Annotated in this window: 19 protein-coding genes; 16 read left to right on the top strand and 3 right to left on the bottom strand. The window is 39.1% G+C overall.

Annotated features, from left to right (window positions below; genetic code table 11):
• The first annotated feature begins 5 nt into the window (after positions 1-5).
• Together thrR and pheA are read left to right on the top strand one after the other, a co-directional pair.
• Positions 6-464 (top strand): transcriptional regulator ThrR, encoded by a 459-nt coding sequence (gene thrR / locus BKO01S_RS05660; protein WP_066050085.1) that lies wholly within the window; start codon positions 6-8, stop codon positions 462-464.
• Positions 465-562: 98 nt separating this feature from the next.
• The gene (gene pheA / locus BKO01S_RS05655) at positions 563-1417 is read left to right on the top strand and encodes a prephenate dehydratase (protein WP_066050082.1); all 855 of its coding nucleotides are present in this window, start codon (positions 563-565) and stop codon (positions 1415-1417) included.
• Between the two features lie 36 nt (positions 1418-1453).
• On the opposite strand, the gene BKO01S_RS05650 is transcribed toward pheA, so the two are convergent.
• A complete protein-coding gene (locus BKO01S_RS05650; RefSeq protein ID WP_066050079.1) occupies positions 1454-1993 on the bottom strand; it encodes a transcription repressor NadR in 540 nt (179 codons plus the stop codon).
• Between the two features lie 32 nt (positions 1994-2025).
• Complete coding sequence (locus tag BKO01S_RS05645) at positions 2026-3183, bottom strand: IscS subfamily cysteine desulfurase (protein ID WP_066050075.1); 1158 nt, start codon at positions 3181-3183, stop codon at positions 2026-2028.
• 106 nt (positions 3184-3289) lie between these two features.
• Here BKO01S_RS05645 and nadB point away from each other — a divergent pair, with 106 nt between their 5' ends.
• The 13 genes from nadB to yajC all read left to right on the top strand — a co-directional run bounded on the left by nadB (position 3290) and on the right by yajC (position 15522).
• The gene (gene nadB / locus BKO01S_RS05640; RefSeq protein WP_066050072.1) at positions 3290-4864 is read left to right on the top strand and encodes an L-aspartate oxidase; all 1575 of its coding nucleotides are present in this window, start codon (positions 3290-3292) and stop codon (positions 4862-4864) included.
• Positions 4833-5669, top strand: a complete 837-nt coding sequence (nadC, locus tag BKO01S_RS05635; protein WP_066050066.1) for a carboxylating nicotinate-nucleotide diphosphorylase — start codon at positions 4833-4835, stop codon at positions 5667-5669. Before nadB ends, nadC begins: the two co-directional genes overlap by 32 nt.
• Positions 5670-5683: 14 nt before the next feature.
• The gene (gene nadA / locus BKO01S_RS05630; RefSeq protein WP_066050063.1) at positions 5684-6787 is read left to right on the top strand and encodes a quinolinate synthase NadA; all 1104 of its coding nucleotides are present in this window, start codon (positions 5684-5686) and stop codon (positions 6785-6787) included.
• Between the two features lie 157 nt (positions 6788-6944).
• Positions 6945-8552 carry a SafA/ExsA family spore coat assembly protein gene (safA, locus tag BKO01S_RS05625; RefSeq protein ID WP_066050058.1) on the top strand — a complete coding sequence of 536 codons (1608 nt, stop codon included), beginning with the start codon at positions 6945-6947 and terminating at the stop codon, positions 8550-8552.
• Positions 8545-9522 carry a phosphotransferase gene (locus BKO01S_RS05620; RefSeq protein ID WP_066050580.1) on the top strand — a complete coding sequence of 326 codons (978 nt, stop codon included), beginning with the start codon at positions 8545-8547 and terminating at the stop codon, positions 9520-9522. The genes safA and BKO01S_RS05620 overlap by 8 nt, the downstream gene beginning before the upstream one ends.
• A 93-nt stretch (positions 9523-9615) precedes the next feature.
• Positions 9616-10368, top strand: a complete 753-nt coding sequence (locus BKO01S_RS05615) for a YhcN/YlaJ family sporulation lipoprotein (RefSeq protein WP_066050057.1) — start codon at positions 9616-9618, stop codon at positions 10366-10368.
• 133 nt (positions 10369-10501) lie between these two features.
• A complete protein-coding gene (locus BKO01S_RS05610) occupies positions 10502-11023 on the top strand; it encodes an intercompartmental signaling factor BofC (RefSeq protein ID WP_066050053.1) in 522 nt (173 codons plus the stop codon).
• Positions 11024-11144: 121 nt separating this feature from the next.
• Positions 11145-11756: a Holliday junction branch migration protein RuvA gene (ruvA, locus tag BKO01S_RS05605; RefSeq protein ID WP_066050050.1), complete on the top strand. Its 612-nt coding sequence runs from the start codon at positions 11145-11147 to the stop codon at positions 11754-11756.
• A 25-nt stretch (positions 11757-11781) separates the two neighbouring features.
• A complete protein-coding gene (gene ruvB, locus BKO01S_RS05600; RefSeq protein WP_066050047.1) occupies positions 11782-12783 on the top strand; it encodes a Holliday junction branch migration DNA helicase RuvB in 1002 nt (333 codons plus the stop codon).
• Positions 12780-12986 (top strand): DUF2905 domain-containing protein, encoded by a 207-nt coding sequence (locus BKO01S_RS05595; protein ID WP_066050044.1) that lies wholly within the window; start codon positions 12780-12782, stop codon positions 12984-12986. Before ruvB ends, BKO01S_RS05595 begins: the two co-directional genes overlap by 4 nt.
• A 31-nt stretch (positions 12987-13017) precedes the next feature.
• Positions 13018-14046, top strand: a complete 1029-nt coding sequence (gene queA / locus BKO01S_RS05590; protein WP_066050041.1) for a tRNA preQ1(34) S-adenosylmethionine ribosyltransferase-isomerase QueA — start codon at positions 13018-13020, stop codon at positions 14044-14046.
• 23 nt (positions 14047-14069) lie between these two features.
• Positions 14070-15209 (top strand): tRNA guanosine(34) transglycosylase Tgt, encoded by a 1140-nt coding sequence (gene tgt / locus BKO01S_RS05585; protein ID WP_066050039.1) that lies wholly within the window; start codon positions 14070-14072, stop codon positions 15207-15209.
• Between the two features lie 31 nt (positions 15210-15240).
• Positions 15241-15522 (top strand): preprotein translocase subunit YajC, encoded by a 282-nt coding sequence (yajC, locus tag BKO01S_RS05580; RefSeq protein WP_066050035.1) that lies wholly within the window; start codon positions 15241-15243, stop codon positions 15520-15522.
• Positions 15523-15574: 52 nt separating this feature from the next.
• On the opposite strand, the gene BKO01S_RS05575 is transcribed toward yajC, so the two are convergent.
• Positions 15575-16045: a TIGR04086 family membrane protein gene (locus tag BKO01S_RS05575; RefSeq protein WP_369690986.1), complete on the bottom strand. Its 471-nt coding sequence runs from the start codon at positions 16043-16045 to the stop codon at positions 15575-15577.
• A gap of 67 nt (positions 16046-16112) precedes the next feature.
• Here BKO01S_RS05575 and BKO01S_RS05570 point away from each other — a divergent pair, with 67 nt between their 5' ends.
• A complete protein-coding gene (locus tag BKO01S_RS05570; protein ID WP_066050032.1) occupies positions 16113-16763 on the top strand; it encodes a DUF421 domain-containing protein in 651 nt (216 codons plus the stop codon).
• Positions 16764-16766 lie beyond the last annotated feature (3 nt).

Raw genomic sequence — 16766 nt, 5'->3', positions numbered from 1 at the left:
GGAAAATGAAAGAAGAAGAAATATTAGATAAGAAATTTTACTTAGTGCGTGAAGATGTACTACCGGAGGCCATGAAAAAAACACTGGATGCGAAGGAAATGCTTGAACGTGGAAAGGTTGAGTCTGTGTGGGATGCGGTTCAAAAGGTTGACTTAAGCCGTAGTGCCTTTTACAAATATAGAGATACAGTCTTTCCTTTCCACACGATTGTCAAGGAACGTTTAATTACGTTGTTTTTTCATCTCGAAGATCGTTCGGGAACTCTTTCCCAGCTGCTTGGTGTAGTAGCATCCTCTGGTTGTAACGTATTAACTATCCATCAAACAATCCCACTTCAAGGTAGGGCCAACGTAACACTATCTTTAAATACAACCGATATGGCTATTGAAATCGAAGAACTGCTTGCACGTTTACGTAGAATGGAATTTGTAGAGAAGGTAGAAGTATTAGGGTCAGGGGCATAATGGCCCCGCCCTGTTTTTCATTTGTATACATATTTTGTTTAAAGTGATAAAGTGATAAAAAGAGAGAGATGGATTGTGGTAACAAAGGAGAGAGAATATTGAAAGTAGCATTTTTAGGACCAAGAGCCACGTTTACTGATTTAGTTACAAGAGAAATGTTTCCTTATGAGGAACGAATTCCTTATGCCACAATTCCGGATTGCTTAGATGCAGTAATGGAGGAAGAGGTCGACGTTACGGTTGTTCCGCTTGAAAATACGTTAGAAGGATCGGTAAATATTACGTTGGATTATCTAATCCATGAAATTAATTTACCAATTATCGGTGAGGTGACAACTCCTGTAAAGCAGCATTTACTTGTACATCCGTCTGTTAAAGAGAAATGGGAGAAGGTTACTAAAGTATTAAGCCATCCTCATGCAATTGCTCAATGTCATAAGTTCCTTCATGGTTCATTAAAAGGTGTGCCTTGTGAAAATGCAACAAGCACAGCTGCTGCAGCGAAGTACATTATTGAACATCCGGATGAAAACGTTGCGGCTATTGCTAATCAACTTGCTGCAAAAGAATATGGTCTAGCAATTGCAAGAGATAATATTCACGATTATGACTTTAATCATACAAGATTTATTGTGTTATCAAAAAAAGCCATCCAACTTCAACCACAAACCATTGATATTAAAGGATATAAAACGACAGTAATGGTCACATTACCTACGGATCGATCAGGTGCGTTACATCAAGTGTTATCTGCTTTTGCATGGAGAAAATTAAATTTATCTAAAATTGAGTCACGTCCTATGAAGACGGGACTTGGAAATTACTTTTTTATCATTGATATTGAAGAAAAGATGGACGAGGTACTTATTCCAGGTGCGATTGCCGAACTTGAAGCCCTTGGCTGTAGTGTAACGGTACTTGGAAGCTATCCTTATTACCATGAAATAAGTTAAAAGTAAAAAACTAGTTGCGCACTGGCAACTAGTTTTTTATTTTCTATCAATGAGAAATCCAGCTTTGTCTAGCACTTCTTCGACTTGATCTAAGATTTGCTCAGATGGTGCAGATATGGTGTGAATATGAATTCCTCCGGTAAGCTCTGATAGGTAGGAAGAATTGGTTGCTTGCATCTTTTCTAAAAATTGCTTTACCTCTCTACGATTGGACACCATGATTGAAGCTGTCAAATCACCGTAAATGGGATGCTCAATTCTTACATCCTTGACAGTGACTCCATGATCAACGAGCAAATTTAATTCTTCCTCTGTCTGCTCAGGCGGATGTGAACAGGCAATGGTTCGGTAAATAGGAGCATCGTTCACTTGATTGGATAGATATAAATAGCCCTGGCTCGTTGCCATAATTGGCTCACCCTTCGCTTTTAAAAGCGTAATATCCCCCACGATTACTTGTCTACTAACATTTGTTCTTATTGAAAGTTCTCCTCCAGTAATCGGTGCAGTACTTGATTTTAGCCAGTCAAGAATGAGCTCGCGCCTGTTTTCGCCTAATATCTTTTTGTCACTCATTTTAAACGTCTCCCTTACTGTCAACACTACGATTATTTTATCATACTTGTTGTTTGAATATCACGCTGTGGTGCTTCTTGGATAATCGCAACAACTGCTTGGGCCAATCCTTTCACATCGGCATCAGATGTGTGAATCCCAAATGAAATACGGATGAACTCCTTTGCTGACTTCCCATCTATTCCTAGTGCTAGCATCGTTTTAGAAGGAGTAGTCTGGCCTACCTGGCACGCACTTCCAGTTGAGATTGCATAGCCCTTACGGTTAGCCTCTAGCATCACCCATTGGCCTTCAAGTCCCTTTATTTGAAGACCTATAATGGATGGGAGCTGTGCATGATCGTTCCCATGTATAACGATCTCATTCTTAACTTCCATTAATTCAGAGAGAAACTGTTCCCGTAAAGATTTCATGTGTTCATAATTTCTAGTTAAATTACTTACCTGCTTATTGGCAGCTGTTGCCATGCTTACAATCGCAGGGATATTTACTGTTCCTGGCCGCATTCCACGCTCATGTGATGTATTGGGATAATAAGGATCAAATGTGATGGTTGGTGAAACATACATGGCTCCAATCCCTTTAGGACCATATATTTTATGACCGGAAATGGCCAGGCTATCTACGAATGGTGATATTGCTTTTATATCCAGCTTGCCAAAGGATTGTACACAATCACTATGAAGGAGAATTCCCTTTTCCCTACAAAGCATACCAATTTCATGTAGTGGCTGTATCGTTCCAATCTCAGAATTTACATGTTGCATACAAACAAGTACTGTATCATCACGTAGGGCGGACCTAAAATGCTGAACATCAATTATGCCATCTTTCCTTAAGGGCAATTTGGTTATTTCATACCCTTTTAACATCTGTAAGGACGTATGGATGGAAGAATGTTCAGAGATATTCGTGATGATATGCTTTCCTTTTTTTATTGATTTAGATAAAAGGGATTGAATGGCTAAGAAATTACTTTCTGAACCCCCGCTAGTAAAATAAACTCCTTCACTCTTTACACCTAGTAATCTTGCAATTTCCTCCCTACAGCCTTCTAGTAAGGTGGATGCACGTGTACCTATATCATGTAGACTTTGAGAGTTTCCATAATACTCTGTTGAAGCTTTAACAAATGCTGATGCCGCTTCTGGATCGAGTGGACAAGTAGCAGCATAATCAAAATATTTCATTGTCTTCCTCCCAACTACATGATTTCCTTAACAAAACACTTGTCATAATTTTAATTGTATGTAAATATAAGTGTCAAGACACCTGTAAAATACGGATGGTGATAAAATGATACACTCCGATGTGTTAATTATAGGAAGTGGAGTGGCTGCTTTGCAATTAGCAAAGAAGCTTAGCTGTGATATTAATGTGATTATTCTCACAAAGTCATGTGTGGCAGAGGGGAATTCTAATCTTGCTCAGGGGGGAATTGCTGCGGCATTAGCTTTAGAAGATCATCCAGACAAACATTATCTTGATACGTTGGAGGCAGGAAGGTACACCAATGATCGTAAGCTTGTAAAAGAAATGACAACAATGGCTCCTAGCCTGATTCATGAAATGGCTCATGAAGGCTGTATGTTTGACCGTTCGCAGGATGGTGGCTTACTTCTAGGGTTAGAAGGTGCACATAGTCATAATCGAATCGTCCATAGCGGTGGAGACGCAACTGGAAAAAACGTAATGAATTATTTAATAGAAGAGACCAAGGACTCACGAATAATCGAAGAAATGAGTGTTTTTGAGTTATTGGTTATAGATGGGAAATGTATAGGAGCCAAAGCAAAAAACAACCATGGAGAGACTCAAGTTTTTCTTGCAAACCATGTTGTCCTAGCTACCGGAGGACTTGGTCAACTATATAGTTTAACTTCAAATGGAGAAACCGTAGCCGGAGATGGAATTGCCTTAGCATACCGTGCAGGCGCAGAGGTTGCAGATTTGGAATTTATCCAGTTTCATCCAACTCTTTTGTTCATTAAAGGAACCTGTCATGGCCTAGTTTCCGAGGCGGTTCGTGGAGAAGGAGCTGTTCTTACATTAATGGATGGAACTAGAATTATGGAAACTGTACATCCAATGAAAGACCTTGCACCCCGACATGTGGTTTCACAGACGATTTTTGATTATTTACAAGCAGGAAAGCAAGTATATTTAGATATTAGGAAAATACAAGATTTCACTAAAAAATTTCCGACCATCACAAAAATGTGTGAGGAAAATCAAGTTGACCTCTTAAAAGGGCTTATACCAGTTGTTCCGGGCTGCCATTTTTTGATGGGTGGTGTAAAAACAGATCATTATGCACGTACAAGTGTACAGAATCTTTATGCCATTGGAGAGGTTGCCTATACAGGAATACACGGTGCCAATCGACTAGCTAGTAACTCTTTATTAGAAGGCCTTTTTTTTGGCAAAAGACTTGCCGATCTGATTAACCATACAGCAAAGAAGGATTTATCTGTATATCCACTAATCGAAACAAGTTCAAATAAAACGAGGAAATTATCTCTTCCCGAAAAGTCCGTCATACAAGCTAATATGATGAAATATGCCGGGATTGTTAGAAACAAGAAGGACCTTGAAGAGCATTTAACTTGGCTAGAGAGCTTCCAAATACAGGAGTTGGCTAGTTATTCACTAGACGGAGAATCAAAGGAAGAAATTCAAGTGATTTTTATGTTAATCACCGCTTGGTTAGTTACGAAATCAGCACTTCTTCGAGAGGAGAGCCGAGGTGGGCATTTCCGTGAGGATTTTCCATTTGAAGAATTCGGCTGGCTAGAAAAGAAAGTCATTCTAAAACATGGACAGGAGCAGGGAGATTCCTATGAACAAATTAAAGCTGCGTTTGCAACTTGAGCAATTTTTCCTTGAGGATATTGGAGAAAGAGATACAACAAGTGACGTGATTTTTAGCGATGAGGAGCAAGGAGAACTTGTATTTATCGCAAAAGAAGATGGTATTTTCTGCGGGGAAGAGGTTATACGGACAGGATTTTCCCTCCTTGACGATGGAGTGGTAATCGATCTGAATGTAAGAGATGGGGAACGGTTTGAAAAAGGACAGAGATTAGTAACGATAACTGGTCAAGTAATAACTTTATTAAAGGGAGAAAGAGTGGTACTTAACCTCATTCAACGAATGAGTGGAATTTCGACTCGAACCAACGAAGCAGTGATGATGCTAGATTCAACTTTTACTAGAATTGTAGATACACGAAAAACGACACCAGGTCTACGGATGCTTGAAAAGTATGCGGTTCGATGCGGTGGAGGTTATAACCACCGCTTTGGTCTATACGATGGGGTAATGATTAAAGATAATCATATTTCCTTTGCTGGCTCAATTACAAAAGCGGTGGAAAAAGTAAAAGCAAGTATAGGGCATATGGTGAAAATTGAAGTCGAAATTGAATCAAAGGAACAGCTACTAGAGGCAATTAATGCTGGTGCAGATGTGATCATGTTTGATAACCGCACACCTGATGAAATCAAGGAGTGGATGAAGCTTGTCCCAGATGGAATCGTGACAGAAGCTTCTGGTGGGATTACGTTAGAAAACCTATATCAGTACAAGCATACGGGAGTTCATGTTATTTCATTAGGATTTTTAACACATACGATCCAATCGATAGATATTAGTGCGAAAGTTCATGTGAAGTAGGGAGGACGAATGGAATGAATCTATTTGAAGTGGTTGAAAAAAATAAGCTTCTGCCGGATCAATACAAAGAGTTGACTAAAGAGGAAATGGAAAACAGGGTTCGAGCAATTAAAGAAAAATTAGGGAACAAGTTATACATCCCTGGACATCATTATCAAAAAGATGAAGTAATTCAATTTGCAGATGATACAGGAGATTCACTTAAGTTGGCCCAGCTTTCTGCAGAGAATCAAGAAGCGGAGTATATTGTTTTTTGTGGTGTTCACTTTATGGCAGAAACGGCAGATATTTTAACAAATGAATCACAAAAAGTGATATTGCCCGATATGAGAGCAGGGTGCTCAATGGCAGATATGGCAGATATTTACCAAACGGAAAGAGCATGGGCTGAGCTACAGGTTTTATTTGGGGATACAATTCTACCATTAACGTATGTAAATTCAACTGCTGCCATAAAGTCTTTTGTTGGGAAACATGGTGGAGCGACAGTTACTTCATCCAATGCCGAACATATGGTTACATGGGCATTTACTCAAAAGGATCGGATTTTATTCTTGCCTGATCAGCATTTAGGGAGAAATACAGCTTTTAACCTTGGAGTACCGTTAGAAAAAATGGCTGTTTGGGATCCTATCTCTAATACTTTACAATATGAAGGAAGCATAGAGGAAGTAAAAGTAATTTTATGGAAGGGACATTGCTCTGTCCATGAGAACTTTACTGTTCAGAATATAGCTGAAATACGTGCAAATTATCCTGAGATGAAAATTATCGTTCACCCAGAGTGTAAACGTGAGGTGGTGGAGCTATCCGATTTAGCAGGATCAACGAATTATATTATTCAGCAGATAGAGGCATCACCTTCTGGATCAAGTTGGGCAATAGGAACGGAAATGAATTTGGTTAATCGTATTATTCACGAACATCCCGATAAACATATTGTTTCTCTAAATCCACATATGTGTCCGTGCCTCACCATGAATCGTATTGATTTACCCCACTTATTATGGGCCTTGGAAGATATAGAACAAGGTGAGCTTCATAACGTAATTAAGGTCGACACTGAAATTGCAGGCTATGCAAAGCTTGCTCTTACAAGGATGCTTGAGCAGTCCTAAAAGGCGTAACCCTCCATTAAATGGAGGGTTTTTTTAAAAGAAAAAAGTGGACAATTCATATTCTTTTTGAAAACTTCATAAGTTTTTATGTGGATTGTTAGCAATTTGCCCACTCCGACATACAATATATGGACTTACGCATAGGAGGGAAATCAGAGTGAAAATCCATATCGTACAGAAAGGGGATACTCTTTGGAAAATCGCCAAGAAGTACGGCGTGAATTTTGAAGAGCTGAAAAAAATGAATACGCAGCTCAGTAACCCTGATATGATCATGCCCGGTATGAAAATCAAAGTACCAACCGGTGGAGGAATGGTAAAGAAAGAAGCACCTATCACTGGAAAACCGGAAGCGAAAATAAATATGGGTACAAAAAAAGAGATGCCAAAGGAACAGCCAATTGCTCTAGCACCAAAAGAAGCGCCTAAAAAAGAAATGCCGATTGAACAACCGCCAAAGATGGAGGAGCAAATCCAACCAATTGCTGAGGCTCCAAAGAAGCCGTTCACGCCTAAAATGCCACAGCCAATTCCTGAAATTGATATTAACAACTACTATATGATGAATATGGCGAATTTATCTGTGCAACCTCAACAACCAGCAAAGCCAGTGCCAAAACCACCGAAGCCGGTTAAAGAAGAGGTTAAGCCAAAACAAATGGCACCTACCGAGCTACAATCTAAAGCTTCACCGCAATTTCCAATGCAACCGAAACAACTTCCAGCGGAAATGAAGCCTTTACCAAAGGTAGAACCATTACAAGAAACGAAGCCAATTAAAGGTGTGAAACCACTGCCAGAGGACCATACTGACGTACCAAACTTTACTCAAGGAGGGGGTTATGAACCCATGAATCCAATGTACCCACAAAACTTTTATCCGTATCCACAAGCTACTCAAGGATTTGGTCAGCAGCCGGGATTTGGTCAGCAGCCAGGATTTGGTCAACAACCAGGATTTGGTCAACAGCCAGGTTTTTCTCCACAAGCACCATATCCACAGGTTCAAGGGGCAATGACAGGTGCACCTGCTATGCCAACTATGCCTTATGGTATGATGCCAGGAGTTCCAGGGATGGGAATGCAACCGTTTGATGATGAATCATCATCGTTTATGCCGCAAATGCCAATGATGCCAAATCAAGTAATGGGTGCACAAGATGCACAAATGCCAATGATGCCAAGTCAGGTGATGGGCGCACAAGATGCACAAATGCCAATGATGCCAAGCCAAGTAATGGGTGCACAGAATGCACAAATGCCGTTAATGCCAACAGAAGTAGCTGGAGTCCAAGATACTCCAATGTATCAGGCTCCAATGTATCCTTATCCACCATATCCTGCACCATTATATCCAGCAGGACCTGTAATGCCAGGACCAGGATATTGCCCACCAGGATATCCACCGATGGGGATGCCACAACAAATGCCATATAGCCCAATGCCACAGGTGCAGGGGGTAATGGATCAAATGGAATCACCTAATATGGGAAATTACCAAATGCCTTTAGCACCAAATCAGCCATTAGCAGCCAACTATCCAGCTCCTGCCGTCCAAGGAGTACAGGATGATTGTGGATGTGGTCCTACGATGCCACCTTATGGAGCGGGAACAGGGTTTGCTCCTGGTATGCCACCAGTGTATTCCCCTTCATACGGGCAACCTATGGCGCAGCAGCCTTATATGAATCCTTATGGTTATGGACCTTCAGCGTATGGGATGCCAAGAGGCCAAAATACAAACGAAGATGGTAATGATGAATAAAGTTAGTGGAGACGATTTATTTTTAAATCGTCTCTTCTCCTATCTACAGGAAGAGCTCGTCATACCTATTGAATCTATTCAACCGATAAGGAAAAACGTATATTTGCTACAAACTAGTAATCAACCCGTTGTAATAAAAGGATTTAATGAGTTAGGGAAACTACAGATTCAAAAGGCTTTTACTTCATCTTTAAGGCAAGAAGGATTTACGCAATCATACACTTTTCAGAACCTCGAAATGGAACCACCACTTTACTTAGACGGAACGTTTTACGGGTGTCTTGAGTACATTCCACAATCCTCCCGCAATCCATTTTCTTATGGGACAGAAGAAGAAAGAAAAGATGGGCTGAGTCTCCTTGGAGAATTTCATCAGACAACACGTAAGCTCTCAAGAAGATATCAAACGGTTTTAAAGGAATACAATCTTATGGTGAAATGGAGAGAACGTGCAGCTCGTTTTATTAATAATGTATCCATTATTAAATTTTTTGTGCAACAAGAAATTTTAAATGAAATTATGGAATGGGCCGATTTCTCCTTAAAGGGGCTCGAATTAGAAAATGCTTTCCTTAAAGCTAATGAACAAGCGATTCTTCATGGAGACCTAGCACACCATAATATGATACGTGGTCTTAATAATCAGCTATATATGATTGACTTCGACTTAATTTCAATCGGTAATCCAGTCTGTGATTACTTACAATATTGTAATCGAATATTACCGAACCTCGATTGGTCCTTAGATGAACTTTTTAAATACGAGCAGATAAGACCATATTTAGATAATCGTGGTTTTTTGTATGCTTTACTATTTCCGACAGATATCTTCCGAGAATGGAATCGCCTAATTAAGGATCGACAATATACTAGTACCTTTCAAGTAAGACAGGTTCTTGATTTAACTGTAAGGCAATTCTTTAGTCGTCAAAGCTTCGTTGAGCAAGTAAAGCTTTTGCTTAAAGGATAATTGGTCGTAACTGTCAGGATTAAAAAGCCGGAACCCTCACACCCTATAAATGAGCATAAACATGCTCTCAAATAAGCGGAGGGGGTTATTCGCTTGAGTAAAAAGCTTGTTTTACTTCCGATTACTGCTGCCTTAACCTTTGGTTTAACTGGGTGTAACCAGGATGAAGCAACCAATGATGATCAACCAAACATGAGCCAGCCATTTGGATACTACTCGAATGAAAATCATAACAGTGGTGGAAATGCGAGAATTTACAACGAAAATGATGGTCCGTTGGTAGAAATTATGGATCACTCTATGGGTGAGGAAGGAAAAAGAAGCAGAGAAAATCGAAGACAGCTTTTGATGCAAAAAGATGAAGCAGGAAATCCTGCGAATCCGACAGTCCCTCGTGCTAAACAAGATAAAAACTTTTTTGAGAAAGACAATCGTTTTAGTCATGCAGATGCCAATTATCATGGGCATTTAGATGATCAAACCCGTAAAGCAAGAAGCTCCTATTACACAGCGTATGAAGGAGATCTGGCAGAAAAAATAGGGGATGTTACGGCAAAAGTTCCAAATGTGGAAGATGTACGTTCCGTGGTATATGGAAGCAATGTATTAATTGCTGTTGATTTAACGAACTACGATCGTGATGTGGAAACAAAGACAGATATAGCTAAAGCAGTTCAACCTTATCTTCGAGGAAGATCCGTGCAGGTAGTAACGGATGAGGGAACATTTAGCAGGATAAGAAATTTAGATAATGATTTACGTGACGGAGGTCCACGTGAATCCATTGATGCAGATATAAAAGGGATGTTTAGAACATTAAAGTCTCGTATACAAGGGAAAGAATAAGATCCGAAAGAGTTGATCATTTTGATCAACTCTTTCGTGCGGTAGTAGGCATAAATTTGAAAAAAATGGTCATTATATGAATGGAATCATTAAATTGGCTCTTTATTGTAACTTTCAGGATGAGGTGATCATTATGAGAACCAACTGGCTCTTGTATGTAGGGATCGTGTTTCTCGTATTCGTATTTCATACCAATCATGTCCTAGCTGAGGATTTAAAATCCACCCCAAGATTAGATCCAATCGAGGTACAGGTGATTCTTGAGCGAGTGTATTTAGATGGTGAAATTAGTGAGGAACAAATGGAGGAAAAGATATGGTCAATGGAGCAATTTTGGTCAAAATATGACCAATGGCAGGTTGTGGACATGGATGAAAAATCTGTCGTGTTCCGTAAGCATGTGGACGACATTTCTCCACTCTTAAAAGCAAATGGATACTTCGGTATTACAGATGATGGCGTGCTAACCATCTATTATGGAAAACCACAAAAATATAATATTATTCAATCCTTCTTTCAATTAGATATAGGGAAATTAGAAAGTAGGAGACATGAAGAACTTAAGGAAGGAATACCTATAAAAAATAAAGATAGATATGTTGAAGTGCTTGAAACTTTTAAAAATTATACGATTCAGGAAAAACAAGCAAATTAAAGGAGCCGAATACGGTTCCTTTTTTGTATTTTCATCACTATTTTCATATGACAATTAGGGGCATGTACGAACATATTGTGATACAATGAGGTACAGCAAAATTAGAGGAGTTTTTAGCTACATGTATGATTATATTAAAGGAACAATTGAATTTATCGGACCTGAATATATTGTTGTAGAGGCAGGGGGGATTGGCTATCAAGTTTCAACTCCAAACCCTTTCAGTTTCTCAAAGCATATGCACGAAGCAAGGCAAATATTTACTTATCATTATGTAAGAGAAGACTTGATTGCATTATACGGTTTTTCTTCTCGAGAGGAAAAAATTCTTTTTACAAAGCTATTGAATGTTTCCGGAATTGGACCAAAAGGAGCGTTAGCCATATTAGCTTCAGGAGTACCAGAACAGGTGGTTCAAGCAATAGAAGAAGAGGATGAAGCTTTCTTAGTAAAATTCCCTGGTGTAGGAAAGAAGACAGCTAGACAAATGATCTTGGACCTAAAAGGGAAACTCCAACAAGCGCTTCCAGATTATTTTCCTAACTTATTTAATGAGGAAATACAGGTGGAACAATCGAAGAATCAAAATCCAGCGCTAGAGGAAGCTATGTTAGCATTGGTCTCTCTTGGATATTCTGAAAAAGAAATAAAGAAAATTACCCCGAAGCTTGAAGTGGAAACACTACAAACAGAGCAATATATTAAAAAGGCTCTACAGCTTCTTTTAAAATAGAGTGTAGAAAAAGGGTGAGCGAGTATTGGACGATCGAATTATTTCGGGTGAGGCGGATGTTCAAGATTTATCTTTCGAACAAAGCTTACGCCCGCTAACATTAAAACAATATATCGGTCAAACGAAAGTAAAAGAAAATCTGGAAATATTTATAGAGGCTGCCAAAATACGTCAAGAAACACTTGATCATGTTCTATTATATGGACCTCCGGGTTTAGGAAAAACGACACTGGCAACTATTATTGCTAATGAAATGGGAGTTAATATTCGTACAACTGCTGGTCCGGCAATTGAAAGACCAGGAGATTTAGCCGCCATTTTAACAGCACTTGAACCGGGTGATATATTATTTATTGATGAAATTCACAGACTTCCAAGAGCAATAGAAGAAGTTTTATACCCAGCTATGGAGGACTTCTGCCTAGATATCGTGATCGGAAAAGGGGCAACTGCTAGATCCGTACGACTTGATTTACCACCATTTACACTAGTTGGAGCAACAACTAGAGCAGGTTCACTTTCCGCACCACTTCGGGATCGATTTGGAGTTTTAAGCAGATTAGAATATTATAAAGAAGATCAGCTAATGGAAATCGTACTACGAACAGCCGATGTGTTCCAGGTAGAGATTACAAGAGATGCAGCACTAGAAATTGCAAAGCGTTCCAGAGGGACACCTCGTATTGCCAATCGACTGCTTAGACGAGTAAGAGACTTTGCTCAAGTAAGGGGGAATGGAACCATTGACCTTCCGTTAGCCAATCATGCCTTACAACTGCTACAGGTAGATCCATTAGGTTTGGATCACATCGATCATAAACTCCTTATAGGAATCATAGAGAAGTTTAGAGGTGGACCTGTCGGTTTAGATACGATTGCGGCAACGATTGGAGAAGAGGCACATACGATTGAAGATGTATATGAACCGTATTTACTTCAAATAGGATTTCTTCAAAGAACCCCTCGAGGTAGAATTGTTACCAATTTGGTCTATAAGCATTTTCAAATGGAGGTACCAAGAGAATGACTGGTGTTTCAAAGATTCTTATGACATTAGGTGCGATTATCTTTGTTGTTGGATTTCTTATGCAGTTTATACATATCGGTAGACTTCCAGGTGATATTATCTTTAAAAAGGGAAACACTACTGTTTATTTCCCTATTGTTACCTCAATTCTGGTTAGCATTATTTTATCTGCGATTTTTTACTTTTTAGGGAAATTTCGATAATATTTATAGTTGTTAAGAAGGGTGAAACAGCATGAAAGTAGACTTATTTGATTTTCATTTACCAGAGGAGTTGATTGCTCAAACTCCATTAGAGGAGAGAACAAGCAGTAAACTCATGGTACTAGACAAGGAAAATGGAAAAATAGAGCATACTATATTTAAAAATATAGTAGAGTTTATTAGGCCAGGAGATTGCCTGGTTTTAAATGACACGAGAGTGTTGCCGGCAAGGTTGTTCGGTGAAAAAACAGAAACCGGGGCCAAAATTGAAGTGTTACTTCTAAAACAGTTGGATGGAAATCAGTGGGAAACATTAGTGAAACCAGCTAAAAGGGTAAAAGAAGGGACCATCATTTCTTTTGGAAATGGACTCTTGACCGCTGTGTGTGTTGGGGAAACTGAGCATGGCGGAAGAACTCTTGAATTTAGCTATGAGGGGATCTTTTATGAGGTGTTAGAGCAGCTAGGTGAAATGCCACTGCCTCCTTATATAATGGAGCAATTAGAAGATCGCGAACGTTATCAAACGGTTTTTGCTAAAGAACGTGGCTCGGCTGCAGCTCCAACAGCAGGACTTCATTTCACAGAAGGACTTTTAGAAGAACTTCGCTCTCGTGGTGTTCATATCGCCTTTATTACACTACATGTTGGATTAGGAACGTTTCGACCTGTTAGTGTGGACGATATTTTAGAACATGATATGCATGCAGAGTTCTACCAAATGTCAGAAGGAACCGCTCGTTTACTAAACGAAGTGAAGCAACAAGGTGGAAGGATTATTTCTGTTGGAACAACCTCTACGAGAACATTAGAGACGATAGCGTCGAAACATAATGGAGAGTTTGTATCAGAAAGTGGCTGGACAGATATTTTTATTTTTCCGGGCTATAAATTTCAAGGGATTAATGGAATGATTACAAATTTCCATCTTCCAAAATCTACATTAATCATGCTTGTGAGTGCACTTGCAGGTAGAGAAAATGTCATACATGCGTATGAAACAGCAGTAACCGAGAAGTATCGCTTCTTTAGCTTCGGCGATGCGATGCTAATTATTTAATTAATACTAGGAGATGACTATTTTTGACCGCTATTCGTTACGAATTAATAAAGACATGTAAACAGACAGGGGCAAGGCTCGGACGAGTACATACACCACATGGATCGTTCGACACACCTGTCTTTATGCCGGTAGGGACGCTTGCAACGGTGAAAACTATGTCTCCAGAAGAGCTTGTTCAGATGGGGGCAGGAATTATTTTAAGTAATACATACCATCTTTGGCTTCGACCGGGCCATGAGATCATCAAAGAGGCTGGTGGGCTTCACAAGTTTATGAACTGGGACCGAGCTATTTTAACAGACTCTGGTGGATTTCAGGTTTTTTCACTAAGTAAGTTTCGCCAAATAGAGGAAGAGGGAGTTCACTTCAGAAATCATTTGAATGGGGATAAGCTCTTTTTATCACCCGAAAAAGCGATGGAAATTCAAAATGCATTAGGCTCGGATATTATGATGGCCTTTGATGAGTGTCCACCGTATCCAGCAACGTTCGAATACATGCAAAAATCTGTAGAACGTACCTCTCGCTGGGCGGAAAGATGTTTACGTTCCCATCAACGTCCGGAGGATCAAGGATTATTCGGAATTGTACAAGGAGGAGAATACGAGGAACTTCGGAAACAAAGTGCTCGTGATCTTGTTTCTCTCGACTTTCCTGGGTATGCAGTTGGAGGACTATCCGTTGGTGAACCAAAGGATGTTATGAACCGAGCTTTAGAGTTTACAACACCTCTATTACCAACGAATAAGCCTAGATATTTAATGGGAGTCGGTTCTCCGGATTCCTTAATTGATGGGGCGATTCGAGGGATTGATATGTTTGATTGTGTTCTTCCAACTAGAATAGCTCGAAACGGAACATTAATGACAAGTGAAGGCAGATTGGTTGTGAAAAATGCAAAGTATGCAAAAGACTTTGGGCCACTGGATCCAAATTGTGATTGCTATACATGTAAAAACTACTCTCGTGCCTACATTCGCCACTTAATTCGTTGTGATGAGACATTCGGAATAAGACTTACAACTTACCATAACTTATATTTTCTGTTAAAATTAATGGAGAATGTCAGACAAGCTATCAGAGAAGATCGCTTAGGGGACTTCAGAGAAGAATTTTTTGAACAATATGGCTTTAATCAGCCAAATGCAAAAAACTTCTAAATTTATAAAGATATTGAAAGGAGGTTAGACAATGGAAGGACTATTAGGTACATTAGGACCATTAATCCTTATGTTTGCATTATTTTACTTCTTGTTAATTCGTCCACAGCAAAAGCGCCAAAAGGCGGTTTCAAAAATGCAAAGCGACCTGAGTAAAGGGGATAAAATCGTGACGATTGGTGGCTTACACGGCACAGTCGATGCATTAGACGAAGGCAAGGTAGTTATTAAATGTGGTGATGGAAGTCGTCTTACATACGACCGCGCTGCGATCAGAGAAGTAATTGAATCAAGCTCTGTAGCAAATGCATAAAAACATAAAAAGAGGCTAACCTTAGGGTTTGCCTCTTTTTATATACTTTTTCTTACGCGGCTCTTTTAGAGGTGGTACTTATATTTACACCTAATATTCCACCCATCATGGCAGTTAAAATATAACAAACATGATAGACAATTTCCTCAAACGAAAACAAGCTATCCATACCCAAAAATTGAAATAAGAAAATGATTGTTGTATAAACAATACCGGTGAGGCCTCCAACTAACCAGCCTTTTTGTTTTCCTTTTCCCCCAGATACGAAGCCACCTAAAAATAATGTGATAAATGAAACTCCTGTAATAATAAATTGTAGTGAAGATTCGCCAGTTGGCGTAAAGCGGAGAATTAAGGAAAATATAACCGAACTTACAATTGCAAACAAAAATACAGCTATGACCCCGTATAGAACGGCGGTGCCAAAATTTTTCGATTCTTCGATTGGAATCCTCTCCCTTCCTACTGTTCTCAGTAATTGCTTAGTACAAGCATATTCATAAACTTTTCTAAATAGAATCACATTTTGTTCATGAATTCTGCAGAAAAAGCAAACACTAAGATGAATTTATATAAAGGGAGAGTTATTTTTGGAAGAATATTTATTAATTGCTTTTCGAACCATCATTTTGTACGGAGTAATATCTATCATCTTTCGATTAATGGGAAAACGTGAACTGGGCGAACTAAATGTGTTAGATTTGGTTGTTTATATTATGATTGCGGAAATAGCAGTAGTAGCGATTGAAAATCCTAAAGAAAGAATCATGAATAACATTCTTCCTATGGGGGTATTAATGGTTATTCAAATATTCTTATCTTACTTTTCTTTGAAAAATAAAAAGGTTAGGGACCTGCTAGATGGTAAGCCTTCGATTATTATCAACAATGGAAAAATAGATGAGCATGAAATGAGAAAGCAACGATACAATTTCGACGATTTACTTCTACAGCTAAGAGATAAAAATATTCGTAACATTTCTGATGTGGAATTTGCCATACTCGAAACATCCGGAAAGCTTTCTGTTTATGAAAAAAGTCCGAACCAAGGGGGAATTACCATCCCGTTAATATTAGATGGGGAGGTACAAGAGAGCAATTTAAAGCGAGTAGATAAAAATAAATTTTGGCTTCTACAGGAACTGAAGAAACTTGGATACACTCAAGTGAAAGAAATTTCGTTTTGTAGCTATCAAGATGGGAAGTTTTTTGTAGATATTATAGATACAAAAAAGAGGTGAACC

Source organism: Robertmurraya korlensis NBRC 107688, assembly GCF_001591645.1.
GTDB lineage: Bacteria > Bacillota > Bacilli > Bacillales > Cytobacillaceae > Robertmurraya_A.
The sequence above is the reverse complement of the archived record's forward strand: the minus strand, read 5'-3'. Positions and strand labels throughout refer to the sequence as shown.

Coding starts and splice junctions, on each gene's coding strand:
- queA (WP_066050041.1), top strand. CDS start 13,018: ATGAAAGTAGACTTATTTGATTTTCATTTACCAGAGGAGTTGATTGCT.
- BKO01S_RS05595 (WP_066050044.1), top strand. CDS start 12,780: ATGACTGGTGTTTCAAAGATTCTTATGACATTAGGTGCGATTATCTTT.
- BKO01S_RS05620 (WP_066050580.1), top strand. CDS start 8,545: ATGAATAAAGTTAGTGGAGACGATTTATTTTTAAATCGTCTCTTCTCC.
- nadA (WP_066050063.1), top strand. CDS start 5,684: ATGAATCTATTTGAAGTGGTTGAAAAAAATAAGCTTCTGCCGGATCAA.
- yajC (WP_066050035.1), top strand. CDS start 15,241: ATGGAAGGACTATTAGGTACATTAGGACCATTAATCCTTATGTTTGCA.
- nadC (WP_066050066.1), top strand. CDS start 4,833: ATGAACAAATTAAAGCTGCGTTTGCAACTTGAGCAATTTTTCCTTGAG.
- nadB (WP_066050072.1), top strand. CDS start 3,290: ATGATACACTCCGATGTGTTAATTATAGGAAGTGGAGTGGCTGCTTTG.
- thrR (WP_066050085.1), top strand. CDS start 6: ATGAAAGAAGAAGAAATATTAGATAAGAAATTTTACTTAGTGCGTGAA.
- ruvA (WP_066050050.1), top strand. CDS start 11,145: ATGTATGATTATATTAAAGGAACAATTGAATTTATCGGACCTGAATAT.
- BKO01S_RS05645 (WP_066050075.1), bottom strand. CDS start 3,183: ATGAAATATTTTGATTATGCTGCTACTTGTCCACTCGATCCAGAAGCG.
- BKO01S_RS05650 (WP_066050079.1), bottom strand. CDS start 1,993: ATGAGTGACAAAAAGATATTAGGCGAAAACAGGCGCGAGCTCATTCTT.
- BKO01S_RS05610 (WP_066050053.1), top strand. CDS start 10,502: ATGAGAACCAACTGGCTCTTGTATGTAGGGATCGTGTTTCTCGTATTC.